Here is a 25,658-nt window from a genome sequence, read left to right as displayed (position 1 = left end):
GAGCGCTTGTGTCGCAATTCGGAGAGTATCTGCGAAAAGGACAATTGTTTGCTAGCGCATTCAGGTAGCAAACAGTTCTAGCTGCTCGGCCAGCGACAGCGGCGAATTGCGGACGTAACTCGCCTGTCTATTGCGCATCGTGTGGATCATCTCGATGCCGCCAAGGATCACACGGGCACTGGTTGTGGCCCTGAACCCGAGCAATTGCAATAACCTGCTTCGTGGAACTTGTGGGGCAGCGCTACTCTCACCGACGTAGTTTTAGAGAGCAGTAACCCTCGCTGTCCGCTGGTTCGCTTTGAGGCATCAAAGACTTGGATTCGAGGCATATGCAGCTGTCACAGGGATCCCTCCCTCGATTCCGGAGCCTGCGTTCTGCCATGTAATTCGTTGCCGTATCGCTGGGCCGAGATCTTGTTCCGGCCCAAACGTGCAATCGCCTCCTGTAGGGGATTGAGCGGCTTCGTCTCGGTAACCGTAATCTACATGGCAGCGATCAGGTCTTGGAAAACCTGATCGCCTCGCAGCCTGATGACACGACAGGGGTTGGCGTCTATGCCGTCTCAATCATCAGAAGCGTTGGTAGCTGGACGCATGTTCCACTGCGTGGAGAGGTCGTGATCGAGGGAAATCCTCAATTGGGCAAGAATCTCTATCTTCATTCCAATGCCCAAATTATTCTTCATCGTTATTATGCTACCTTAGACATCGTTGCAGCATGGTCGTCTCCGCAGCCACGGCCGACAAGCAGCGTCGGTGTCCGTCAGTCGCTCTATCTGCAAAAAGGGTTCCGCCATGACTCCTTTTCCTATGACGGCCCTCACGGACGTCTTCACCGAGCCCAGCGACGTCGATCCGGAAACCCTCAACAATCTAGGCCCGTTGCGACGACTGGCGGGGCGCTGGCGCGCGCGCAAGGGCGTCGACCTCAACCCCAAGGCCGAAGGCCCGGAGCGCCGGGCGTTCATCGAAAGTATCGATTTTCAGGCGATCGACCCCCAAGCCAACGGGCCACAACTGCTCTATGGCCTTCGCTACCACATCCACATCACGACCGAGGAGGAGGACATCACCTTCCATGATCAGGTCGGCTATTGGCTGTGGGAGCCAGCCACCGGCCTCGTCATGCAGACCATTGCCATCCCGCGCGGGCAAGTCGCCATCGCGGCGGGCCAGGCGACACCCGATGCGAACGAGATCGTCGTGACGGCAACCCGCGGGCAGACCGAATATGGCATCTGCTCGACAAGTTTTCTGGAGCAGGCGTTTCGCACGGACCACTACAAGATCACGATCACCTTCCATCCGGACGGGAGCTGGAGCTACGTGACCGATACTGAGTTGCTGGTGCATGGCCGGAACGTGCCATTTGCCCATCAGGACCGGAACACGCTCCAGCGGGTCGGTGAAGCGAAGCCCAATCCGCTGGCGATGATTTTGGCCAAGCGAAAGGCAGGTTGAGCAGAGTGGCGCGGCTCGCCAAAAGTCGCTTCGTCTCGGACCTTTGCCGCGCCCGGGATCGCAGCGCTACTCTATCCACTTTTGCCGGACCTAGATCCCAAGGTCGGTGATGCCCTCGTGTCGGCTTGGTCGCACTCTTAGGAGCGTCGCAAGGCCGTCTTCACCGCCTCATGAGTGGATTCGTCACTAAATGGCTTGTACAGACAATCCACCGAACCCAATTTGATCAACCGATTGCGCGGCGTCGTCCCCGATTGCAGTCATGAAAACGGTTGGTATCGCCGTACTACGGATCGACAATTCACGATGTAGCTCTGGGCTGGTCATTCCCGGCATCACTACATATAGAATGAGGCACTGAGTCTCGCCTGTGGAGTTTGAGCCCAGGAACTCTTTCGCCGACGCAAATGTAGCAACGCTGAAGCCAAAGAATTTCAGCAGATCGGGCAGCGACTCGCGTATCGACACATCACCATCGACGATAGACACAAGCGGGCGCGTATCATTCATCAGGTCCTCATCTCACTCCCGGCGGTCCCCTGAATGCCGCTTGACGATGGCAAGTCTTCTAGCTCCGCTTTCAAAGGTTGTGGAATCGAAAAACACATCGTAACGCCAGGCCCATCATTGATCTCGGCCCATAGCCGCCCATTGTGGCTTTCGATGATTGAGCGGCTGACCGACAGGCCGATGCCCATCCCATCGCTCTTTGTCGTGTAGAAGGCTTCGAAAATACGTTGTCTCCCGTTTTGTCCGAAGCCGATGCCGTTATCGTGCATCGAGAAGAAAACATCTCCATCTTGGTCGACATCCGTTTGGATAGTGATTTCCCTCGGTCTACCACTAACAGCGTTCACAGCCTCGGTCGCGTTCCGGAGCAAGTTCATGATGACTTGCTGAATCTGAACGCGATCTCCAATCACCATAGGCAACGCCTTGCCGAAATTGGTTCGCAAAATGATTCCGCTCCGCTGTCGGTCACTGGCCGAAAGGGTAATCACCTCTTGCACGGCTTCGTTGAGGTCGAGCGCTTCGAAGGCGATCTTCCGTTTGCCGAAAAGCGCCCGCAGGCGCGCTATTACGTCAGCGGCGCGATTTCCGTCGCGAATTGTCCGGCGCGTAGCCTCCAGGGCAACGTCGATATTCGGTGGGTCAGATGACAGCAGACGAAGACACGTGCTTGCGTTTGTTATGACACCGGAAAGCGGCTGATTGACCTCGTGTGCTATCGAAGCGGACATCTGCCCAAGACTCATGAAGCCGGTTGCACGAGCGAGCTCGGTCCGCAACCGGTCGCTAGCTTCCTCCGCTAAGCGTCGTTGCGTCACATCTTGGACAGCTCCCAAGTCTTCTCTGCGGCCGTTCTTGTGCTCTATGACCTGGCCATTAACTCGTACATATTTGAGACCGCCAGCCGGAGTTGCGAGCCTGACCTCGTACTCTGTGCTTGGAACCCCATTCCGTACCCCAGCAATTCTCTCTCTCTGCAATGCCATGTCGTCTGGATGTATTCGCTCAAGAACCTTCTCAACAGTGACGACATCGTCACTTTCAAATTCGAAAATGCGGAGCAGCTCGTCGGAAAAGGTTAACTTGTCTGAATCCACCAGCCAGGAGAATGTGCCGGTCTGGCTGATGCGCTGGCCGGTTACCAGGAATGTTTCGCTCCGCCGTAGCTCATCCTCTGTGCGCTTCCGGTCATCTATATCCGTTAACAGGCCATACCATCGAATGATTCTACCGTCTTCGTCGCGAAGGGGATGCCCCCGAATTTGAAACCAGCGGTAAACGCCGTCATAGCGTCGAAATCTGGTCTCGAACGCGTAAGGTTCACCGGTGCAAAGCGAGCTGGTGAATTCATCAATGCAGTTCTGCAGATCGTCTGGATGGGTTATTCCGTTGGTTGCCCAGTGTGCCACCTCCTTGAGTGGAAGCCGGAAATAGTCCAGAAGCTGTTGGTTGCCGCCGTTGAGCTTGCCTTCAGGCGTGAAGAGAGCAATCATGCCGGCGACAGTGTGGACAATCAAACGGGATTCGCGTTCACTGTCTGCGAGGGCAACCTCGGCGCGCTTGCGGTCATCAATATCAATCAGCAGAAAGTACCAGCGCACGATATTGCCGTCTATGTCGCGTACTGGGTTTGCTCGAACCTGAAACCAGCGATAAATCCCGTCCCAACGCCGAATCCTTTCCTCGATTTCATATGCATCGCCCGAAGCAATCGACCGGCTAAATGCTGCGACGGCTCTTGACAGGTCATCGGGGTGGACAATGTCGTTTGCTTGCCAATTCCTGAATTGCTGGAGCGTGTAGCCTGCATAGCTGAGAGCTTGGTCGTTGACCCCGACAACAGTACCATCTGGCGCGATAACTACGATCAGCCCGGGTATTGTATTGACGATTGAATGAAGTTCGCGCTGGCTCTGTCGAAGAGCCTCATTGGCGTGCCGGCGGTCATCGATATCTGTTAACAGGCCATACCAGCGGACGATTTTCCCGTCAGCGTCGCGAAGAGGATGGCCTCGGATTTGGAACCAGCGATAGACGCCGTCGTGGCGCCGAAAACGGGTCTCGTAGTCATAGGGTTCGCCGGTCTCCACCGAACTCCTGAATGTGTCGATGCAATACCGAAGATCGTCGGGATGAGTTATCCCGTTCGTCGCCCAATTCGCTACTTCCTCAAGTGGCAACTGGAAGTAGTCAAGGAGTTGTTGATTGCCGCCATTAAGATGGCCGTCAGGCGTGAAGAGCGCGATCATTCCAGCAACGGTATGAACAATTAGCCGGGATTCTCGCTCATTATCTGCATGGGCGTCCTCCGCTTGCTTTCGAGCGTCGATGTCGATCAACAGGCCATACCAGCGGATTATATTGCCGTCGGCGTCTCGCGCTGGGTTTCCGCGAACCTGGAACCAGCGATAGACCCCGTCGCGACGCCTTATTCTTGCCTCGAACTCGTAGGGATCCCCCGAAACCAAGGAGTTGGTGAATTTCGCGATGCCGGGGGGCAGATCATCGGGATGCACGCAACCGTTCGTTGCCCAGTCCTTAAACCCATTGAAAGTTTGACCGACATAATCAAGCATTTGCTGGTTAGCACTTTCGAGTAGGCCATCCGGTCCAAACACGACTACCAGCCCTGGGATCGTGCCGACGATCAGCCGCAACTGACGCTCGCTCTCGCGAAGGTTCTCCTCGGCGCGTCGGCGATCGTCGACGTCGGTGATCACACCATACCACCGTATGACCCGTCCATCCGCGTCTGTGAGCGGCAGGCCGCGGACTTGGAACCAGCGATAAACCCCGTCAGCACCGCGGAGCCGGTTTTCGAAGGAGTATGGCTCTCCCGTCTGTAGCGATCTTGCAAAGAACTCCATGGATCCGGCGAGATCGTCTGGGTGTACCGTCTCGTTCGTCTCCCAATTCATCGCCTCCGTTCGCGGAAGCCCGATATATTGAAGAAACTGGGCATTCAGGTATTCTGTTTCGCCGTTCGGCCCCATGACCACTACTAGGGCCGGTATTCTATCGACAATTAGGCGAGCTTGACGCTCGCCCTCGATGAGCGCTTCCTCGGCTCGCTTGCGGTCTTCGATATCCCTCGGATGGACGATACTTATCCAGCCCCAGCGCTCCGCCTGTTCAGAGCTCAGCCCAGTGAATTCAAGCCAGCGGTCGCTGACGAAATTGCAATGTCCACCCGGGCGGGTGGACCAAGAGGCGGTGGGAAGGGCGTTGATAATCTTGAGCCGGTCAGCTTCTGCTGGCCGGAGCTTGATTCGGCATGTTCCAGCGCGCTTGTCCTGTCGTTATCGATGCTCTCGATATCTGTCGCAATGTTGCACCATCCAGAGATCGACCCCGCGTCATTACGGACAGGGATACACTCAATACGAAAAGACCTGCAGCCGCCACTGCAGCTGCGGATGCGCGCCTTGATGTCGCCAGCCTCGCCTGAAGCTGCGATCGCTTGCCATTGCTCAATGAGATCCTGCAGGCCCTCGGGCTCGACAGCGTGCTGCCATTCCCAGCTATCGCGGTCATTATGGCAGAGGCCGGTATACTCCATCCACCTTCGATTGACGAACTCGACTTTCCCATTTGTCAGCACGGTCCAGACCATGCTTGGCAGCGCATCCAAGACGCGATGGAGCTCAATTTCCATAGCCATCCTTTCGCACCCGACGTCGAGGTAGAGCCTAAGTCGACGCGCCGGCAAATCATATTGTGCTATGGTATCGATCGCAGCATCGGGACTTCTTTGGCGACCGTCTTTTGAGTGGCGCCATGGCGAGCGGCCAAGGCTCTCAAGCCTTCTTGACTGTTCTGGATTGCGCGACGGACAGCCTCAGTCGTAGGGGCGCTGCCGTAAAGAACTTGGCCCATAGTGCTTCCCTCCATGCCACGGAAAAGAATGCACCATCAAGCACGGGATCAAACACCTAGCGGTTGCGGCTTTGCCTGCGATATTGAACCGCTTAGCCAACGAAGCTGAGGTTATAGAATTCTAGTGCACCTTGATTGATGCCCAATCGAGCGATGTGCACGAATAGACTTTACGTTTAGTATTTAACTTGACCACGCGCCATGGTAACGCGCGCCATGTTTTAGCTGTCGATTCACGTCCATGCGTTTTCCGGCGGTTGTTGATGTGCAATGGTGTACTTTCCGTCGATATGCTTTGGAAGCGCCGTTGGTCCGGTATCGCGCAATGCAGGCGGCAGAAGATCCTCGGGGAAGCCCTGGTAACATATGGGACGTAGGAAGCGTGCAGCCGCCAGACTGCCGACGGAGGTCGAACGGCCGTCGGATGTGGCCGGATACGGACCTCCATGGACCATCGCATGCCCAACTTCCACACCGGTTCCAAAGGCGTTAACGATGAGGCGCCCGCATTTCTTCTCAAGCATCGGCAAGAGCCTGCGTACGAATGCGTAATCCTCCGGATTTATGTGAAGTGCGATCGTCAATTGGCCCTCGAACGACCGTGCAACGGCTTCAAGCTCCTGCTCATCACGACACCGGACGATCAAGGCAGACGCTCCAAACACTTCCTCGTGGAGTTCGGGGTGCGAGAGGAAGCTCTCAGCCATTGTCTGGAAAAGGGCTGCCTGCCCCTGGTATTTCTCTCCAGAACAACCCATAGCGACCTTCTCCACTAGCGGGTGACTGGCAAGTCTAGAAATCCCTGCACAATAGTTTCGGTGAATTCCGGGTGTCAGCATCGTGCCGGCTGGAGCCGACATAAGAAGATCGGCAACATCTCGGGTGAACTCGGCAAGGTCGTTGCCCTCAAGAGCTACAATGAGACCAGGATTTGTGCAGAGCTGACCCGCTCCCATCATCAGTGACTCTACAAAAGAACGGGCGATCTCCGAACCACGCCTAGAAAGTGCACCGGGAAGCAATAAAACAGGATTGATTGAGCTCATCTCGGCATAGACCGGGATTGGCTCCAGGCGTGCCGCCGCAATCGCCATCAAGGCCGTTCCTCCGGCGCGCGATCCGGTAAACCCGACGGCTTTAACGCGGGAATGGCTAACGAGACGCTGACCGACCGCAAACCCACTGTCAAACAGCAGCGAGAAAACTCCTTCCGGCAATCCGCTGTCCCGCACAGCAACCTGAACCGCTCGGCCAACAAGTTCAGAGGTTCCAGGATGAGCTGAATGGGCCTTCACCACGACTGGACAGCCGGCCGCCAATGCAGAGGCCGTGTCCCCACCAGCGACTGAGAAGGCGAGGGGAAAGTTGGAGGCGCCAAACACCGCAATCGGTCCCAATGGGACTTGGCGTAGGCGAAGGTCAGGGCGGGGAATGGGTTTGCGAGTTGACTGCGCCGGATCGATCCGCAAACCAAAGAGACTACCTGACCGAACCACTCCTGCGAACAGGTGAAGCTGATTCACCGTACGGTCACGTTCCCCCTGAATCCGTGCTCGCGGCAAGCCAGTCTCCATAGCACATCGATCGATCAGCGCCTCTCCCAGGTCCAGGATGTTAGAGGCAATTTGCTCCAAGAAGTGAGCTCGCGTGTCCAGGCCCGTCTCGCGATAGGTGTCGAATGCCGCCTCGGCGAGACGGCAAGCCTCGTCGACTTCGTTTGGAGATGCACCACCGAAGACCGGCTCAATCGGCTCGCCCGATGCTGCATTGATGCCTTGGAACTCGCCGCCGGATCCAAACTGGGAGCGGCTGCCGATGAGAAGATGTCCTGTGATCTCCATGATCCACCTGAACCGAATAAATCTAGGTCTAATTCCTATCCAAACGCGCCTTACCTTGGCTCAGATGAGAGCGAAGGTGGTGGATATTGTCTGCTCCCGATCACCCCAGAAGCGGCTGCCGGCGTAGATGGCAGCTTCAGCGCTATCGCACATGATCGCTCTCCGTTGCGCCCGATCCCATTGCCTCGCGAAACCACGACGTCAACTGTTACAATTTGTGGCTCGTACGAGATCCTCAGTCGACGGCGATTTACCAAGCGGTAGCTCCGCCCTCGATCGGGATGTTGGCGCCGGTGATGTAGGAGGCTCGATCAGAAGCGAGGAAGAGGGCCACTTCAACAACCTCCTCCGGACGGCCCCAGCGTTTAAGTAGAGTGCGCTGGGAAATCATTTCGCGCGTGACGTCGTCGAGATCGCCCTCGCGGGTGACGATCGGTCCGGGGCTGATAGTTACCGCACGAATGCCTAACGGACCACCCTCTACGGCGAGCTGCCGGGTCAGCCCTGCGAGACCAGCTTTGGCTGCGACGTGGGCCGCCATTGGCGGCCGAGGGGCGCCAATCAGCGCGGCCATGGATGCGACGTTGATGATGACACCGCCGTGGCGTGCCACAAGGTAGGGCCACGCGTATTTTGTGACGTAGAATGCGGTGTCGAGTTCCACGGATATGGTTCTCCGCCAGTCTTCGACGGACATATCCGCCACGGGAGCGAAGCGAGGGCCGCCAGCATTGTTGTAGACGATGTCGATACCGCCATGCCTGTCGGCCGCCTCCCTGACAAAGGCTTTCACTTGGTTGGGATCGGTGAGGTCGACTGGCGCGAGACCCCACATTTCGCCGCCGGCCGCGCGGACTTCCCGCACGGTTTCCTCATTGTCAAGGCGACGAAGATCACAACCGACAACCTTTGCGCCCTCACGGGCAAAGGCGAGGGAGGCGAGGCGCCCTTGGCCACCTGCGGTTCCTGTAATCACAGCAACCTTACCATTGAGCAGTCCCATGTGGCTTCCCTTCACAAGGTCACATCTACACCGCAGATGCAGTGGCGCTTACACCAGTTTGGAGGAATCCGGTCCACGATCCATTGGACGAAGGTGTGGGCGATACCTATGTATCGATGTGCCGGGCACGGCGCATGGTTTATTCGGTAGCCGTTCCATGCGTTTGTCCAAGTGCAATCACACCAGCTCACTCACTGCCGACGGTGTTTCATCAACATAGGCGCCACCCCACTCAGGCATATGTGGAGTTGAGCATGAATCATAGACCTGCAACGTCTCCAAATGGCATGCTCGAGACCTAAGCTCGAAGGCAGCAATCCTCATCGAACCGGGCATTTCGAAAACACACTGGATCTCGGTTCCTAACCCTTTGGGATCCTGCCCGATCCCGCGCGTGTGGTTCTTCCCTCTTAGTGATGCGGGAGGAAAGGCAACCGGCAACATGCCGGTTTGGACTTGGCAGAAGGTCAGGATGGCACATTCTCCGGCGGCGGATTGTTCCGGTCAATGTGTTCTCCATCAATGAGGAGAGCCGGCTTGTGCCATACGCTTGTCAACAGAGGATGTGTCATGGATCCTCGCGTCCTGACCCAGCCCACTGTATCCAGGTGGCAAGCTTACGACCTCCGCCCGCGGATGGTGGGCCGACGCTGCCCATTGCCAGCTTCAGCCGATCCCGTGCCCCTCGCCAGGACTGGCACCAATCTTCCATGGTTCGATCCTGGTCACATGGTTGCCGCCTGACCAAATACGGTACGCGGCTCATGCAGGAGGGCCGCGCCCGCTGTCGCCAGTCGTATATGTGCCAGTTCCACGTGAGCGGAGGAACTCAAACGAAGCGCGGGATCGGACCCCGTTGTAGTGTCTGATCGGGCAGGTCGACCTCGGTGTCATCGATGTAGCACCATCCCCAGCCCTCGGGAGGATCATAACCCTCGATGATGGGGTGGCCGGTCGCCTCGAAATGCTTTGTCGCGTGACGGTTGGGCGAGTCGTCGCAGCAGCCGACATGGCCGCATGTCCGGCACAGGCGCAGATGCACCCAAGGTGAGCCGCTCTTCAGGCATTCCTCGCAACCGAGGGCGCTCGGCTCGACATCCCGGATACTCGCGACATGGCTGCATGGACCACTCATCAGGTCGTCCTCATCGATTGCGGCACACTGGGCTGCCGACTTTGCCCTGCAAGGTAGGCGTGCAAAGCTGCCACGACCTGGGCCCCTTCCCCGACCGCGGCCGCTACCCGCTTGACCGAGCCAGAGCGCACGTCGCCGATGGCGAAGACGCCGCGGCGACTGGTCTCCAGCAGGTGCCGCTCCTGGCCTGCCGTGGCCCCGGTCCTGATGAAGCCTTTCTCATCCAGTGCGATATCGCTGTGGGCGAGCCAGTCGGTATTGGGATCGGCCCCAATGAAGAGGAACAAGTGGCGGATCAGGCATTCCCCTTCCTCCCCTTGGCGGTTGCACCAACGGATGGATTCGAGGTTCTCTCCCTGTCCGACCAGCGCCGTGACCGTCGTCTCGGGCAAAAGTTTGATGTTGGGCTGAGCCTCGATGCGCTCGATCAGGTAGCGCGACATACTGGCCTCCAGCCCAGAACCTCGCACGAGAAGCCACACTGTCTTCACCTGGCTCGCCAGGTAGACGGCCGCTTGCCCGGCCGAATTGCCGGCCCCCACCAGCGCGACCTCCTGGCCGGTGCACAGCCTCGCCTCGATCGGGGAGGCCCAGTAGTGAACACTTGATCCCTCGAACTGCGCCAGGTTGGCCACCTCAAGGCGACGGTAGCGGGCGCCGCTGGCCACGATCACCGCTCGCGCGTGTACAGTCTCATCACCACCCGTCCTGAGGCGATACTGTCTGCCGCCATCACCGGCGGCGATGCTCAGATGTTCGGCCTCATTGGGAATGACCATCTCCACGCCAAACTTCTGCGCCTGGTTGTAGGCCCGCGCCATCAGCGCCATGCCGGAGATTCCGGTTGGGAACCCGAGATAGTTCTCGATACGGGCGGAGGCCCCGGCCTGACCACCGAAGGCTCGGCAGTCGAGCACGATGACGGATAGCCCCTCAGAGGCCGCATAGACGGCAGCCGCCAGGCCGGCTGGACCGGCACCAATAATAGCCACATCATAGAGTTTCGATCCGTTGATCGGCCCCACGAGCCCGAGGCACCGGGCAAGCTCCCGCTCGCCGGGATTGTGCAGGAGTTGTCCATCCGGGCACAGCACAATCGGCAGGTGGTGGGGGTCGACATGGAACCGCTCGACCAGGGTTTTGGCGCAAGAATCTGTGTCGGCATCCAGCGCGCGGTGCGGGTGGCCGCTCCGGGCCAGAAAGCCTTGCAGCCGCAGCAGGTCGCCACTGTTCTGGTGCCCGATGATGATGGGTCCGATGCCGCCGCTTTCCAGGAGACCGACGCGGCGTAGGATGAGCGCTCGCATGACGCGCTCGCCGAGGTTGGCCTCCTGGACCATCAGGTCGCGCAGCCGTCGCGAGGGGATGACGAACGCCTCGACCGGCTCAATGGCCTCAGCCGTCACGAGCGAGGGCCGATCCGAGAGCTGCGCCAACTCGCCCGCAAAACTGCCGGGGCCATGAACGACGATCGTTTCGTGCCGGTCACCACCGCCGTCCTCGCTGACCTCGACTTGGCCGGACACGATCACGATGAGCCCTGGTGCGACGTCCCCAGCCCTGACGACGCGCTCGCCGGCCGCAAACGTCGCAGCCTCGCCGAAACGGCGCATCCGGGCGATATCGTCCGGAGGCAAAATCGGAAACATCTGATCGCGACGGGCCGCGTACGTGGCAGACAGAGGCATGGTTCCCGCCATTCTGCTCGGAACGGAGAAGGTGGGTCGTCCTTCCGCTCAGGTTGCGTGGTGCAGCCTAACCTGCATGGCTTGGCTTGAACAGAGGCCGGTTGTCTTGCTTCGCTCACGGTCGCTGACAGCCCCCTGCCGATGAGGCAATGCGCCTTGGCAGCCTTTCCTGTCACAAGTTAAGACCTTTACTTCTTGGCGTTGCATAGGGCGGCACGAAGGGCCGCTTTTGGGAACACGCTGAAGTAGACCAAAGGTCGGAACCTGTGGGGGAGGCAAACCTTCGTGATGGTCTTGGCATCATGGGGTACTTGCAATGCTGCCAGCACGACAGCCTCCGATCGCGTGTCTCAGGAACCATAGCGCTCGGTCTTGATCACCGTTGCCGGCAGGCCCGTCGCCAGCGCTGCCTCCGCCGCCGCATTGACAAAGGGATTGGAGCCACAGATGAAAACGTGCTTCGGCGGGCTAGGCAAGCGACCAAGAACCTCGGCGACAAGCGCGGCATCAATCCGCCGGGAGTAGTCACCCTCCCGCCTTAAGAGATCCCGCGTCAGTGCCAGCACAAGCACAAAGCCATTGGCGAGCCGATGCAGCTCCAGGAGCTCTTCTCGGTAAAGGACATCGTCCCAGGCGTGGGCCGAGAGCAACAGGACAGTCGGCACAGTCGATCCGACCTGCTGCCGATCGCGCACCATCGCCATCAATGGCACCAGGCCCGATCCCCCGCCCATCAGAAGCAGAGGTCCGCCGTCGACCGTAGACCAGACGAAATGCCCGCCGAGAGGACCGCGCAACTCGATCTCGTCGCCCATGTCCGCCACATCGTGGAAGAATGGGGAGACCTCCCCATCCTCCAGCCGCTCGATGGCAAGCTCGATTTCACCGGAATGGCTGGGCGCGGATGCGATCGAGTAGCTGCGGATAGCCTGATAACCATCTGGTGCGGTCAGGCGCAGGTCGACATACTGGCCAGCACGATGGATGAAGGGCTGCGGCAGGGCCAAGAAGTAGCTTTTGATTGTCTCTGTGCGGGGTATGATCCGGGTAATCGTTGCCGTCCGCCAGTCACTCTTCAACGCCGGAGCGGCCTGGTCAGTCATGGGTATATCGCTGCTCGCGCCACGGATCGCCGTAAATGTGGTAGCCGCGCAGCTCCCAAAAGCCGGGCTCGTCCTTTTGTGTGAATTGCAGCCCATTGATCCACTTGGCCGATTTCCAGAAATAGAGATGCGGCACGAGCAGTCGCGCTAGCCCGCCATGGTCAGGGGAGAGGGGCTTCCCTTCGTAACGAAGGGCGACCATGGCCTTCCCATTGGTCAAATCTTTGACCGGTACGTTGGTTGAGTAGCCATCGAAGGAATGCGCCAGCATGTAGGGTGTGGGCGGCTCGCCGATCCCGGCATCGGCCAGAATGTTATCGATCAGGACGCCTTCCCAAGCCGTGTTGAGCTTTGACCAAGCCGTGACGCAATGAATGCCGCGCGTCATCTTTGTCTGTGGTAGGGCGTTGAACTCGTCCCAGGCCCACTTCTTGACTGGCTTTGGGCCCACCTTCAGCGTGAAGGACCATTGCTCCGGTGTCACCTTCGGGGTCGGTCCTGCTGAGAGAACTGGAAAGTCATCAACCAGATGCTGGCCCGGAGGAATGCGTACGTCCTCTCCACCTGTTCGCCCCTTGCCTGTGAAGCCTCGCGTCACCATCGACTCTCTCCTCGCAGTTGCATCGGGTTCACCCCGCTCCTGCGGACGTCAGCATCGCACTGTACGATGTAACGCCATCGGGGTTGCAGCGGTGCCTGTTCAATAGAGACAACATCGGCCTTTTTGGGAAAGCCACGAATTGATCCTGCCCACCAGAGACAAGGAAGGCAATGGTACTGATGTATCGCTCGCGGGGGGCTTGCGGCTGGACTTGAACTCCGAGGGGCCACGTTCGACCAGCAACCGTGCCAGCACCGCTCCCGAGCCGCACGATTGCTGGTTCTCTTAGAAGCCTGAACTCATTAGGCGGCTACGCCAGCACCGACACCAAAGTACAATCGACGCACTCATTCCGACGGAGGGATAACGACTATGGGCCGCGAGGAGAGTGTCCAAATGAAGATCGACCTCGGCGGAACGACGGATGCGCCGCGTAGGCTGGTTTGGACCACGCTGGATGATGGATGCTGTGAGTTCGTCGATAGCCAATGGCAAAGCTATACCGGTCTCGGAATAGAGGAAGCTCGCGACCATAAATGGCAGGCCATATTCCACCCGAATGATCTGCCATCAATATTGGAAGCTTTGGGCACCATTGTTCAGTCGGGAACCACCAAGGAAGTAAAAGGCCGCTTGCGGCGTTCGGATGGAAAGTACCGCTGGTTCGCCTTTCACCCATCAGCGCTCTCAGGATTGTCGGACCATAAGCGCCAATGGTGCTGGCTCGGCCTCTCTGCAGACGAAGCAGCAGGTGAAGATGGATGGGGGCCCGACGGACGTTTGCTTCGTTTTTTGGACATGCTGCCAACGCAAGTGGTTTTCCTCAGCCCGGATGGCGTACCTGTGTTCTGGAATAGGGAACTTCGCGACTACTATGGAATGTCGGCTGAGCAGTTGCAGCAGTGGTCAACCAGTGGCGCAATCCACCCTGATGACCACCCTGAGGTGTATGATCATCTGAATCGCCTGTTGACGACAGGGGAAATATATGATGCTCAGCACCGAATGTTGCGCAGTGATGGTGTCTATCGATGGCTTCGCGCGCGCGCCGTGCCGTGGCGTGACAACGAAGGCAAGATTACCTGCTATGTATCGTGTCAAACCGACGTCCACGACCTGAAGCAGGCTGAGGATCTGCTCGCCGGAGAAGTGCGGATACTTGAGATGGTCGCGCGCGGGAGACCATTGCTCGAAGTTCTTGACGCTCTGAGCCGCTTAGTGGAAGAACTCTCCGCCGGTTGCTTCTGCAGTATCCTGATCGTGGCAAACGATCGAAAGCATTTTCGCGTTGGCGCTGGACCAAGCCTACCGAGTGCGTACAACCAAATTTTAGATGGCAAGACCATCGATGGCGGCTATGGGCCCTGTTCGCTGGCTGTGATCGACAAGGTGCCGATTATCACCGCGGATCTTGCCAATGATCCGAGATGGGCAGGATCGGTGTGGCCGCCGCTGATGAAGGAATACGGCTATGCATCCTGCTGGTCGATGCCGATTACATCCAGTTCGGGCGAAGCGTCAGGCATATTCGCCATCTATCGTCGCGAACCCTTAGCCCCAACTCACGACGAGAAGAAGCTCATCGACCGCTTCACAAAGATCGCAGGCATCGCAATTGAGCGGGCCCAAGCCGATGAGGCCTTGCGGGACAGCGAGCGAGGGCTCCGCCAAGCACACGCGCAGTTGGCCGAAGGCCAGAGGCTCAGCAAGACAGGTAGCTTTACCTCTGACCTACTGATGGACAAGCATGAATGGTCGGATGAATTCTATTCCATCTTTGAACTAGATCCCGGAACGAGGCCTAGTGTTCAGGCCGTCCGTGACCGCGTGCATCCCGACGACCTGGATCTGTTCAATCGCGAGATGGCACGCGGGACCTCCGGCAGTGGTGCCGACTTCAAGTTTCGGATTGTGACCCCAAGCGGCAAGTTGAAATACCTGCGCGGCTTCGCCAGGTTGATTGAGCATATCGACAACCGCCCCATATTCATGGGTTCAGTTCAGGACATCACCGAGGCGGAACTCGCGGAGGCAGCGCTGACTGCGAGCGAAACCGAACTGAGACGTGCGAATCGTTATCTCACGATAGCGCAAAGACTCAGCAAGACGGGCAGTTTCACTTGGGACCCAGGAACTGATCAGCGGCAGTGGTCAGATGAGATGAATCGCATTCTCGGTCTGAGCGCTGAAAACATCAGCCTTAACGTCACAACCCGTGACCTGATCTATGCTGATGACCTCACGACAGTGTACAGCCTGATGGAGCGCGCCCGCAACGGGCAGGATGTCGATGGCGAGTTTCGGATCATAGTTCCCGGTGAGGGGATCAAGAACCTGCACGTCGTCGCGCATCCTCTCGACGGCACCTCAGACCAACCCGTGTTCGTGGGCGCGGTTCAAGATGTGACGGAGCTCAGGCGCGGCGAAGAAGCACTCAGTAATGCGCGCGCGGAGCTAGCTCATGTGGTTCGCGTTACAACGTTGAACGCCTTGACAGCGTCTATTACGCACGAGGTCAGCCAGCCTCTATCCGGCATTCTCAATAACACGAACACTTGCCTGCGGATGCTCACGGCGGATCCACCGAATATTGAAGGTGCGGCCGAAACGGCCCGCAGGACACTCCGTGATACAAATCGCGCTACCGAGGTGATCAAGCGTTTGCGTGCACTGTTTTCTCGCAAGCCCACGACACTCGAGGCGGTGGACCTCAACGATGCTACTCGGGAAATTCTAGCCTTGTGCTCCGCCGAACTCCATCGCAGCCGCACAGTGGTGCACATGGATCTTGCAGAGGAATTACCTACCATTGCAGGCGATCGCGTCCAATTGCAGCAGGTGATCCTAAATCTCCTGTTGAATGCGGCGGAGTCCATGGCTGAGGTCGATGATAGACCCCGTTCGATCTCTATCGAAACAAGCCCCGACGGTGAAGCAAACGTGCGACTGTCCGTCAAGGACGTCGGCGTTGGCATTGACGAGCAGACAATCAAGAACTTGTTCGATACATTCTACACGAGCAAAGCAAATGGGATGGGCGTGGGTTTGTCGGTTAGCCGCTCCATTGTTGAAAGCCACAAAGGCCAATTGTGGGCTACGGCCAATGATGGGCACGGTGTAACCTTTTCGTTTTCAATCCCATGCTTGCCTCGCGCGGCATCGAAGCCGTAGAGGCACGCTCGCTTCCTGGCCATCTCGTTCCGGCGGACATTGCCAAGTGCTCCTGATGGGACCGACCAAGTGTGATGCAGCGGCCATCGATGCTTAAGCGGCACGGCAATAGCTGTGCCGTCCGGCGCCAAGGTTGATTAGATTCCTCGCCCTAATCGTTGAAATAGCTCCCATTGACTGCTCTGGCTGTCTTGCCCCAGGTACACTCCGGTCACGTCTCTGCTGCAAGATTTAGATTGTACCGGCAGTCTCTCTAACATTGCGATGGTCCGTGCAACGTTCTGCAATCTGGCGACACCAAAGTGCAATTGGTCGCACTCGCTGCATCGTCTACTTTTCTCAAACGATCTCAATCGTTTGTGATCGACAGAACGGAGGATATTCGATGCGAAAGATTGTCGTTGCAGTCGGCTTCGCCCTCTGCACATTGCTTTTAGGCCACGCGGCCGACGGTCAGCCACTCCGCGCTGCGGCAACAGGGGATCGCGCCGAAACGCTAACTGCTGATGAGCAGTTCAAGATTACTCAGGTCACGCCCGAATATTGGCGCGTGACCATTGATCATCCCCCTTCAACATCTTCGGCCCAGACTCGATGCCGCAGCTGAGCACGGTCATTGCGCAGATTGAGAGTGATCCGCAACTAAAGGTAGTCGTGTTCGATAGTGCAGTTCCCGGGTTCTTCCTGACTCACTATGACTTTACTGCCCCGCTCGATCTCACGATCCGAATGGCGCCAGGCCCGACCGGTCTTCCGCCTTTGCCTGACATGCTGGTGCGGTTGAGCCGCGCGCCGGTCGTGTCGATTGTGCAAATTCGTGGGCGCGCAACCGGGGTCGGCAGCGAACTGGCGCTCGCCAGCGACATGCGCTTCGCCAGTCGTGAGAAGGCCGTTCTATCGCAATTTGAAGTTGGGGCGGGCTTCGTCCCGGGCGGCGGTCCTATGGCGCGCCTCCCCAGGCTAGTGGGACGAGGTCGGGCGCTTGAGATACTGCTGAGTGGCAACGATATTCCTGCCGACGTGGCGGAGCGCTACGGTTATGTCAACCGGGCGGTTCCCGATGCGGAACTGGATCACTTTGTCGATGCGTTGGCACGGCGCATCTCGACGTTTGACAAGCAATCAATCGCCGAGATCAAGACGCTCGTCAATAATGTCAGTTTACCGACAGACAGTGAACTCGCGGCGGAGTGGCGCGGATTCCTCGCGTCGGTGCAGCGACCGGCGGCCCAGCAGAGAATTAAGATGCTGCTGGACATTGGCCTGCAGAGGGATCCAGCTGTAGAAACGAACTTGGCCAAGTATACCGGCGAGGTCAGCAATCAGGTCGGCAAACAGTAGAAATGGGGGCTGGGGCTCCCCTAACTCCTTTGAGGATAAAGATGATGACGTTGCCGATTCATGCAGGGCAGACATCCATCCATTCTCGGGAATGATCGCACCGGGCTGTTTGTCCGAGCGCCCCCAACGGGAGGTCTTGACAGGTGCGCTCCTCTTTCCAAGCTCAGTGTGACTGCCGATGCAAGCGCCAGAGTGACGGCTGGGTCGAAGAGCGAAGGCGCACTAGAGACTGTCATGGACCCCTCGTAAGGTCGTTCCCGTCGGCGGGAGATGACCTCCGATCGCGAGCTTTACTCGTCCGACGCGTTTGATAAGAATTAGCACTGGGAGCACCGTATCAGACACTTCTAACTCGAGACGTCGACCAGCGGGAGCGTTCCCGGCGCGCGGTGGGCAATAACCTGTGCTCCATCGTCAGAACGGGACCTCGCTGGGGCTGTATGCCCAGTGATCTGCCATCGTAGGCGGCTACCTATCAACAGGCACAGTGCTGGTTAAAGAGGGATTGCCTCCCGCAGTTGGCGCATAGCCTGCAGGCCGTGCTGCGCCGGGCCGCCGGACGCGGTGCTCGACAGCCGTACCTTACGTTTCACACCGTTGAGCGGCCCACGAGTGGGTTGCGTTGGTGCCAAGCGCAAGAGAGACGCCAAGCTGACCATGGCCGTGGACATCCTCGGCCAATTTTTTGGCGGCTCACGTCACACTTATCACCGTCGATGACCAGGCCGAGGTGGTCAGCTGTCCCAAGCCTTTGAGATTGCTACCGGTGACACCGAGAATTTGGCCGAGGTCGGTTATGGCTAGAGAGGCGTGAAAGCGGCGGCTGCGGCCACGCAATCGTGGGATCGAGCCGGAGGTGGCAACCTGGCTTTGGATCGGGGAGGGCTCGTTCTGCTGCCGCACCGATGTGGGGCCGAGCGAATCGACGAGTGGGCACACGCTTTCCCCATCTGCTGCGCGATTACGAGCGCTTACCTCCGATGGTTACTGACCTCCATATGATTGCTCTTGTTTGGATTATACTGCGACAGACCGCAGACTATGCCCCCATTCATAACAGTCTCTGGTTGCTCAGATGGCTGGCTTAGTTGCCGAGTGGCCCTTTCAATGGGGTTTGTCGCGCTCAATCCATGTAACTGCAACGCATCCGATGAAGGCCGGATCAGTCGCCCTGGTCACGAGCGATATGCCCAAGTGCGGTAGACCGGGTTCGGCACCCGGTCTACCTTGGGAGGAGATCAACCCGCGAAGCCGCCGCGCTCGATTCAGATCTGCGAGCGCAGCGGTCGGAACGCCTGTCGGAGCTCGACGCTAAAGAGCTCTGGCTGCTCCCAGGCTGCGAAGTGACCGCCTTTGTCAACCTCGTTCCAGTAGATAAGGTTGCCAAAGCTCTTTTCACCCCAACTCCGGGGCGCACGGTAGATCTCTGCCGGAAATACGGTAACCGCGACCGGGAGCGTCGGGATGGAGAAGGCGTTGAAGGGGCCACCGCCAGCCTGCGCACCTTCCCAATACGAGCGCGACGACGATGTGCCAGTGTTGGTTAGCCAGTAGAGAGAAATGGCGTCAAGCATTTCGTCGTGGGTGAGCACCTTTTCGGGCTCTCCTCCGCTGTCGGTCCACTCTGCGAATTTGTCATAATAGTACGCTGCCATTGCGACCGGCGAATCGGCTAGCGCATAGCCGATCGTCTGCGGGCTCTGGTTCATCATCGCGGCATAGCCGAAGCCGTCCCGGTAGAAGTGCAAAAGCCGCTCGTAGGCAATCTTTTCACGATCTGACAACTCGGCCGGTGCCGGGTCGAAGTTCCGTAGACGCCTGAGGATGTCTGGTGGCACTGTTCCCGGCATGTTGACGTGGATGCCGATGAGCCCGTCAGGAGCCCGAACTGCAAGCAGCTGTGAGATGATCGCGCCCCAGTCGCCACCTTGGGAAACATAGCGAGAGTAGCCGACGCGGCGCATTAGTTCGTGAAATGCGCTCGCCATGTGAGCTGGATTCCAGCCTGTCATTGTTGGCTTGCCCGAGAAGCCATAGCCGGGCATTGTTGGAAGCACCAAGTGGAAGGCGTCCTCGGCAGTACCGCCATGTGCGGTCGGGTTGGTGAGTGGGTCAATCACCTTGAGGAGTTCGATGATTGAGCCCGGCCAACCGTGCGTCATGAGCATTGGCATGGCGCCGTTGTGTGGCGAGCGGATGTGCGCGAACTGGATATCCAGCCCGTCGATCTCGGTAATGAACTGAGGCATTGCGTTCAGCTTCGCCTCGATCTTTCGCCAGTTGTAGGCCTTTCCCCAATGCTCCATGAGTGGCTTAAGCTTGGATAGTTGGGCGCCCTGAGTGCGGTCTCTAACAGTCTCGCGATCCGGCCAGCGCGTTGCGACAATGCGCTTGTGCATGTCGACGAGTGCCTCTTCTGGCACGTGGATGCGGAAGGGGCGAATGGATGCATCTGCGGCCGCTGCGCGTAGCGTCCCGGGGATCAGGCTGACGGCACCAGCGGCCGCAGTGGAAACAAGCAACTCGCGTCGCGTGGGAGTACGTACAAACTCTGGCATGATGTCCTCCACTATCTTTCCGCGCTGAGCGGACACGGCTTACACATCGGCAGGGAGTACAGGTAAAATCGATTGTACGATGGTATCGGCGACACGTTTGTATTGGGCATGCACGTTTCGGCGTTGATCCTGGCAATGGACCCACACCAAGGCACAATAGACGGCAGGGTCGAACAAACTTATCGTCGGCATGCTAGGAACGACCTCGGATCAGCAGTTCTCTACTGATGGCCTCCTATCGCTCTTAACATGGGAGAAGAAAAAACATGCTTATACTTGCTTCCGGGCAGCTCTGACGCGATGAGGTCGAAGACTCCATTGTTCACCTCCCGGCTGAAAAGTTCAGGAAAGGCACGACCCTTGCCGCTGTGGGAGCGCGTTCCTGAGGGCCTCAGCCTGCGTGGCGCTTACCCTCGCGAGGTCATCGGGATGCAATACATCAGGATCCATCCAGCTCTTTGGCTCCATGAGTGAGCTGCCGAAAAAGTCGAGGCCCGGGTGGTTGAGGTGCTCTATTTCGCCCTCCGGCGTAGTCAGGAGGACCGGAATCGGAATGGTGTCAACGATGGCTTGAACGTCGAATTCCTGCTTATGCCGGACCGTTGCAGCGTGGCCGAAATCCTCCACGTCCATGCCGACGCCGCACCACCCTTCAAGCAGCCCAGCGTCGCCGAATATTGGGCTGCCCTGAATACGGAAGCGTCGATGGACGCCATCGAAACGGCGCACGCGCACGTCGATCTCCCACGGCCTTTCGGACGCCGACATGGCCCGCCAGCGATCGAGCGGGTCCGGCAGGTCGTCCGAGTGAACGACAGCCCACCACTCGCTGCCGCTGACCTCGTTCCAGCCGAGACCGGTAAACTTCGTCCACTCCCGATTGACGAAGTCGATGCGTCCGTCGGGCGATGTGACCCAAACCAGTCCGGGAAGCGTTGAGAAAACGCGACCAAGATCGATCCTCGTTGCCGTCCTTTCACGCTAACCGCGTGTGGGCGAGTTTGGGCCGAGCCGGAGGAAACGTCCATGGTGCCTTAGTGCCAATTCTATCAGCGGATGCGGACAATGCCCCCATGTTTTGCCAATGATCATACTAATGATACCATATTTCTTTTTGATCGCTGCCAACTCCCACGGGTCGCTTCCCCGGAGGGATTGCAGCCCGTCGATCAGGCATGATCGACGTCCACCACAGCACGAGCGAAGGCCTGTGGCGCCTCTTGCGGCAAGTTGTGGCCGATCCCGCCGGTGATGAGCCGATGCTCATACTTGCCGGAGAACTTCTTGGCATAAGCGGCTGGGTCTGGGTGGGGTGCGCCATTGGCATCTCCTTCCAGGGTGATGGTCGGGACGCTGATTATCGGGAACGCGGCGAGCCGCGTCTCGAGGTCATCATATTTGGCCTCGCCTTCCACCAGTCCGAGCCGCCAGCGGTAATTGTGGACCGCGATCGCGACGTGATCCGGATTGTCGAAGGCCGCCGCGCTGCGGTTGAAGGTGGCATCGTCGAAGTTCCACTTCGGCGAAGCGAGCTCCCAGATCAGCTTGGCGAAGTCGCGCCGGTATTTCTCGTATCCGACGCGGCCGCGTTCCGTCGCGAAGTAGTACTGATACCACCACTGCAGTTCGGCCTTGGGCGGCAAGGGCATCTTGTTGAGCTCTTGGCTGCCGATCAGGTAACCGCTTACCGAGACCATGGCCTTCACGCGTTCCGGCCAGAGCGCCGCCAGGATGTTGGCGGTCCGGGCACCCCAGTCGCAGCCGGCGATAACGGCTTTCTCGATCCTGAGGGCGTCCATCAGGGCGATGACATCGGCAGCGATCGCCGACTGCTGGCCGTTCCGGGGCGTATCGTCGGACAGGAAGCGGGTCATCCCGTACCCGCGCAGATAGGGAACGATCACCCGATAACCAGCCTCGGCGAGCAGCGGCGCCACATCCACGTAGGTATGGATATCGTAAGGCCAGCCGTGCAGGAGGATGACTGGTTTGCCATCAGCGGGGCCAACCTCGGCATAGCCGACATTCAGGACGCCTGCGTTAACCTGCTTGAGCGAGGCAAATGATGTATGGGTGCCCGGTGAGACCGCCGGAAGGCGGGACGGCACCTGGTGGCCCGATTGGGCACGTGCGGCACCCACCACGCCGAGCTGAGCCGCGGCAACGGACAGTGCGGCCGCTCCCACCAGGCGCCGTCGGTAAGTATTGATCTCCTCTATCATCGCTCTCTTCCCTGGCTGAATTGTCACAGCTGCAGGAGGCGATATGAATGTATCTCTGCTGTGTCCGCATCGGGCATTTTTGAAAAGTCGTGTAACAACCAGCCACGTAGATACACTGAAATACGGAGATATGCCTTTCGCACCAGCGTGTCGGATCATAGTCCGTGGTGAGAGCGCGTGGTGCTATCCCTGTGAGTGAACAGTTTTGTAGCATTATGTATCAGGCGCGCTGAAAGCAACTCTCGCATACATTTCCGGCCGGACTGAAAACATGCCGGACACGGGGATCGGGCATCTCGTGCCTCCGCTGACAACACGATCATCAGCGTTGCAGCAAGGAGCCGATACCATGACAACAATCGACAAGGTTCTCTATACCGGGAAGACGCACACATCCGGCGGACGCGACGGTGCATCCCGAAGCGACGACGGCCGCCTTGACATCAAGCTGTCCTCTCCCGGCAGCGCGGGAGGCGGCACCAATCCGGAGCAATTGTTTGCCGCCGGGTGGTCGGCCTGCTTCATCGGCGCGATCGGCCTCGCGGCCGCCAAAAGGAAGATCGCTCTTCCCAAGGACCACGCAGTTGACGCGGAGGTTGACCTGGGAAAGACCGGCGATGCCTATTTGCTCCAGGCCCGCCTCAACGTGAGCCTGCCTGGCATCGATGCCGCAACAGCACAATCCCTGGTCGATGAAGCCCACCAGACGTGCCCGTACTCTAAGGCGACGCGGGGCAACATTAACGTCACGATCATGCTCGCCTAGGTCACCCCGCGTTTGGGTGCCACCCCGGACTGTCCCCAAACGCGGCTCCCAGCTGCCGAGCCAGAGCCACCGAAGAAGGGAAGCTCAATGCGCATTCTCGTTGCAACAATAGTCGCGCTGGCGCTTGCCGTGGCGCCATGTGCCTGGGATACTAACCCGCAGGAATTGCCCGCGATTGTCGCTCTGTTCGCGAAGTGATCTCCTCTGGTCAGCGCTGCCTTCTGCTGGGCGTTCGGCACAGCGAGTATCACTTGAACAATGCGGACAGGATCTCGTCCTTGTCGCGTCTCCAAGCGGCAGAACAGGAAGCATGCTTGGTCGTCTGAACACAATGCTCTGGGAGGATGCCTCGCAGAAACGCCGCCGTTCTATAGTCAACGATTGGAGAGATGCGCGCTCCTCTATTGGCCTCAGGATGGGGAAGAGCGTATCCGTGAGGCTCACCGTATAAGGAGTTTCCTAGTGCCATTTCGCAAACACGCCCAAATTGCCGCCGCAGCCCTTTCGCTCACACTTGCGGTCGCATCGCCGGCCTCGGCTGACGAGCCTGTAAAGGTAAAGGTCTTCATCGGAGCAATGTTCGAAATCGGTCAGAACACCGGCGATCGTGCTGGTGAGTTCCAGCACTGGTACGAGCGCTACTTCAGCCAAAGTGCGCCAATTTCTGTCAAAGGGGCCCTCAACCCGGTGTATTGCAACGCGGACGGCGTGTGTGGATCCGTGCTTGGGATGGGTAAGGTTGCGTCATCGTCATCGCTTCAGGCAGTCATCCTGAACTCGCAATTCGACATGTCGGAAGCCTATGTCATCGTCAGTGGTGTCGCGGGCACCCCGCCCGAGCGCGGAACCATTGCGGACGTCAGCTGGGCGACCTGGCTCGTCGACTACGATCTCGGCCACCGCTGGGCACCGGAGGAGGGGGAGCCAGGCGCCCCAACCTTCATGCCTCGTAAAGGCTATGAGAAGGCCCGGCTATTCCCGCTCAATCCCAATCTCGTTGGCTGGGCGATGCACCTCACAGGTCAGACAAACCTGAAGGACTCGGAGTCAGCCCGATCCTATCGCCTGCGCTACCCGCAGGAGGCCGCTCGGCGGGCTCCGGCGGTAAAAACCGGCACCCACATGACCGGCGACACCTTCTTCCATGGCCCAGGCATGTCCGCCCAGGCGCAGTACATTGCCAAGCTTTATGGGGCCGACGACTATCTCATCACCGAGATGGAGGCAGCCGGCATCGCTCAGGTGGTTCAGCGGACGCTGGGAGACCAAAGGCTCATGAGCTTGCGAGGTGCCGTGAACTTCGATCAGGGCAATCCGAACGAGACGACCCTCCAGCATCTCGATCCAGCTCCGGGCCAGACGGCCGGTGGCTTTGCCGAGACCGTCGACAACATCGCGGTGATCGGCAGCCGGATGGTCGATCACATTGTGTCTCATTGGTCCGAGTGGAAGCCCGGTGTTCCCCCGCTGCCACGGCAGTAAGAGGCTGCATCGAGTTCCATCCCCAGTAAGAAGCCATGAGGCCGAGGCGCCTCAGAGAAGATAATGTGTTGCTTGGTGAGGGCTCCCTCGGACGCCCTCACGCCAAAGCTCTTATGCGTAGGTTTCGCACCCCTTAGTGCCTGTGAGACACAGTCTCAGGCACGGTGAACGTCACCGTCTGCCCGGTGAAGATCTGGTGCTCGGGGCTGGCCAACTCGAGCTTCACTTTGTGTGGGCGGGCGGCAGCCCAACCACAACGATCGTATTGATCCCACTCCCCGTGTCCGCCCAGCGCCAGGGCGAGTCGTCAACCGTGACATGCAGGTGCCTAACCCGTGGAGAGGCTTGGCTGGCAGCCTCCCCGAACACCGGCAGGATGCGGAAGTTCTCCGTTCGTTACGGGATGAGGGCGGCGCCCCGGGCCAGCGGCCCAGGAAGCGGGGAATCGACCACCAGCTTGGGTGTAGGCTCGTCCTTGATGGGGAAGAACACGGGCGGACTGTCAGCATTGCCGGTGCTGTGGGCGAGAGCGCCTGTGGCGAGCACGGCGGCGGCGGCCGTGGCGAGCGTCTTGATGAGCATGGTCATTGCAGTCTCCCGGTTGGGTCCTATAGGAGTTTATGTTGACTTATGGGACGGCCCTCGACGGGCATGCCCATTGGAGCAATCGGAGGGAACCGAATAGCCGCGGCGCGCCGTTGCTCTCGGATCGTCAGGTTAATCCTGACGCCCGTTCGTATTCCGAATGTGTTCGGTTGCTCGCAAATTGTATCGCCATGTAGAAGAAGGGCTGTCCGCATTCTCCCGACCCATATCGCTGCACCAAGCTGCAGCGCCGCTCTCCCGAATGCCATGCACAGTCCCATGCTTGTGGCGGGGAGGGGCCATGATCGCCAATCC

At 58.8% G+C, this 25,658-nt stretch carries 18 protein-coding genes and 3 pseudogenes; 6 read left to right on the top strand and 15 right to left on the bottom strand.

Going from position 1 to position 25,658, the window contains the following annotated elements; genetic code table 11:
- Window positions 1-60: 60 nt before the first annotated feature.
- Window positions 61-207: pseudogene (locus ACD578_RS16775) on the bottom strand (IS6 family transposase); the annotation flags it as partial.
- Between the two features lie 588 nt (window positions 208-795).
- Here ACD578_RS16775 and ACD578_RS16770 point away from each other — a divergent pair.
- On the top strand, window positions 796-1,461 hold the full coding sequence (locus tag ACD578_RS16770; RefSeq protein ID WP_404286740.1) for an FABP family protein: 666 nt from the start codon (window positions 796-798) through the stop codon (window positions 1,459-1,461).
- A gap of 186 nt (window positions 1,462-1,647) precedes the next feature.
- Here the strand turns inward: ACD578_RS16770 and ACD578_RS16765 are convergent, their stop codons facing one another.
- From ACD578_RS16765 to ACD578_RS16720, 10 genes and pseudogenes are all read right to left on the bottom strand, one after another.
- Entirely contained in the window at window positions 1,648-1,971 is a 324-nt protein-coding gene (locus tag ACD578_RS16765; protein ID WP_404286738.1) for a response regulator, read from the bottom strand.
- Window positions 1,971-5,024, bottom strand: coding sequence for a PAS domain-containing protein (locus ACD578_RS16760; protein ID WP_404293910.1), 3,054 nt, complete (start codon window positions 5,022-5,024; stop codon window positions 1,971-1,973). Before ACD578_RS16760 ends, ACD578_RS16765 begins: the two co-directional genes overlap by 1 nt.
- An 86-nt stretch (window positions 5,025-5,110) precedes the next feature.
- Entirely contained in the window at window positions 5,111-5,626 is a 516-nt protein-coding gene (locus tag ACD578_RS16755) for a PAS domain-containing protein (protein ID WP_404286736.1), read from the bottom strand.
- A 95-nt stretch (window positions 5,627-5,721) separates the two neighbouring features.
- Window positions 5,722-5,847, bottom strand: a pseudogene (locus ACD578_RS16750) (IS481 family transposase); the annotation flags it as partial.
- A gap of 233 nt (window positions 5,848-6,080) precedes the next feature.
- Complete coding sequence (locus ACD578_RS16745; protein WP_404286734.1) at window positions 6,081-7,688, bottom strand: aldehyde dehydrogenase (NADP(+)); 1,608 nt, start codon at window positions 7,686-7,688, stop codon at window positions 6,081-6,083.
- A 250-nt stretch (window positions 7,689-7,938) separates the two neighbouring features.
- A complete protein-coding gene (locus ACD578_RS16740; RefSeq protein ID WP_404286732.1) occupies window positions 7,939-8,691 on the bottom strand; it encodes an SDR family NAD(P)-dependent oxidoreductase in 753 nt (250 codons plus the stop codon).
- An 829-nt stretch (window positions 8,692-9,520) separates the two neighbouring features.
- The gene (locus ACD578_RS16735; protein WP_404286730.1) at window positions 9,521-9,826 is read right to left on the bottom strand and encodes a UBP-type zinc finger domain-containing protein; all 306 of its coding nucleotides are present in this window, start codon (window positions 9,824-9,826) and stop codon (window positions 9,521-9,523) included.
- Window positions 9,826-11,514: an FAD-dependent oxidoreductase gene (locus tag ACD578_RS16730; protein ID WP_404286728.1), complete on the bottom strand. Its 1,689-nt coding sequence runs from the start codon at window positions 11,512-11,514 to the stop codon at window positions 9,826-9,828. Before ACD578_RS16730 ends, ACD578_RS16735 begins: the two co-directional genes overlap by 1 nt.
- 350 nt (window positions 11,515-11,864) lie before the next feature.
- The gene (locus tag ACD578_RS16725; protein ID WP_404286726.1) at window positions 11,865-12,617 is read right to left on the bottom strand and encodes an FAD-binding oxidoreductase; all 753 of its coding nucleotides are present in this window, start codon (window positions 12,615-12,617) and stop codon (window positions 11,865-11,867) included.
- A complete protein-coding gene (locus ACD578_RS16720) occupies window positions 12,610-13,218 on the bottom strand; it encodes a molybdopterin-dependent oxidoreductase (protein WP_404286724.1) in 609 nt (202 codons plus the stop codon). The genes ACD578_RS16725 and ACD578_RS16720 overlap by 8 nt, the downstream gene beginning before the upstream one ends.
- Before the next feature lie 396 nt (window positions 13,219-13,614).
- Between ACD578_RS16720 and ACD578_RS16715 the strand changes: the two genes are divergently transcribed.
- The 3 genes from ACD578_RS16715 to ACD578_RS16705 all read left to right on the top strand — a co-directional run bounded on the left by ACD578_RS16715 (window position 13,615) and on the right by ACD578_RS16705 (window position 17,730).
- Window positions 13,615-16,389 carry a PAS domain-containing protein gene (locus tag ACD578_RS16715; RefSeq protein WP_404286722.1) on the top strand — a complete coding sequence of 925 codons (2,775 nt, stop codon included), beginning with the start codon at window positions 13,615-13,617 and terminating at the stop codon, window positions 16,387-16,389.
- A gap of 385 nt (window positions 16,390-16,774) precedes the next feature.
- Window positions 16,775-16,996 (top strand): hypothetical protein, encoded by a 222-nt coding sequence (locus ACD578_RS16710; RefSeq protein ID WP_404286720.1) that lies wholly within the window; start codon window positions 16,775-16,777, stop codon window positions 16,994-16,996.
- Entirely contained in the window at window positions 16,984-17,730 is a 747-nt protein-coding gene (locus tag ACD578_RS16705; RefSeq protein ID WP_404286718.1) for an enoyl-CoA hydratase/isomerase family protein, read from the top strand. Before ACD578_RS16710 ends, ACD578_RS16705 begins: the two co-directional genes overlap by 13 nt.
- A gap of 1,265 nt (window positions 17,731-18,995) precedes the next feature.
- Here the strand turns inward: ACD578_RS16705 and ACD578_RS16700 are convergent.
- The 3 genes from ACD578_RS16700 to ACD578_RS16690 all read right to left on the bottom strand — a co-directional run bounded on the left by ACD578_RS16700 (window position 18,996) and on the right by ACD578_RS16690 (window position 22,510).
- Window positions 18,996-20,288 (bottom strand): epoxide hydrolase family protein, encoded by a 1,293-nt coding sequence (locus tag ACD578_RS16700; RefSeq protein WP_404286716.1) that lies wholly within the window; start codon window positions 20,286-20,288, stop codon window positions 18,996-18,998.
- A gap of 342 nt (window positions 20,289-20,630) precedes the next feature.
- Entirely contained in the window at window positions 20,631-21,248 is a 618-nt protein-coding gene (locus ACD578_RS16695) for a PAS domain-containing protein (RefSeq protein ID WP_404293909.1), read from the bottom strand.
- Window positions 21,249-21,457: 209 nt separating this feature from the next.
- The gene (locus tag ACD578_RS16690) at window positions 21,458-22,510 is read right to left on the bottom strand and encodes an alpha/beta fold hydrolase (protein WP_404286714.1); all 1,053 of its coding nucleotides are present in this window, start codon (window positions 22,508-22,510) and stop codon (window positions 21,458-21,460) included.
- Between the two features lie 349 nt (window positions 22,511-22,859).
- Between ACD578_RS16690 and ACD578_RS16685 the strand changes: the two genes are divergently transcribed.
- Window positions 22,860-23,276, top strand: coding sequence for an organic hydroperoxide resistance protein (locus ACD578_RS16685; RefSeq protein WP_404286712.1), 417 nt, complete (start codon window positions 22,860-22,862; stop codon window positions 23,274-23,276).
- A 462-nt stretch (window positions 23,277-23,738) separates the two neighbouring features.
- The gene (locus tag ACD578_RS16680; RefSeq protein WP_404286710.1) at window positions 23,739-24,758 is read left to right on the top strand and encodes a purine-nucleoside phosphorylase; all 1,020 of its coding nucleotides are present in this window, start codon (window positions 23,739-23,741) and stop codon (window positions 24,756-24,758) included.
- 133 nt (window positions 24,759-24,891) lie between these two features.
- Here the strand turns inward: ACD578_RS16680 and ACD578_RS16675 are convergent.
- Window positions 24,892-25,340: pseudogene (locus ACD578_RS16675) on the bottom strand (DUF6130 family protein).
- Window positions 25,341-25,658 lie beyond the last annotated feature (318 nt).

The organism is Microvirga sp. RSM25, assembly GCF_044784385.1.
GTDB lineage: Bacteria > Pseudomonadota > Alphaproteobacteria > Rhizobiales > Beijerinckiaceae > Microvirga > Microvirga tunisiensis.
Note: the sequence above shows the minus strand (reverse complement) of the source record. Positions and strands in the feature narration are given on the sequence as shown.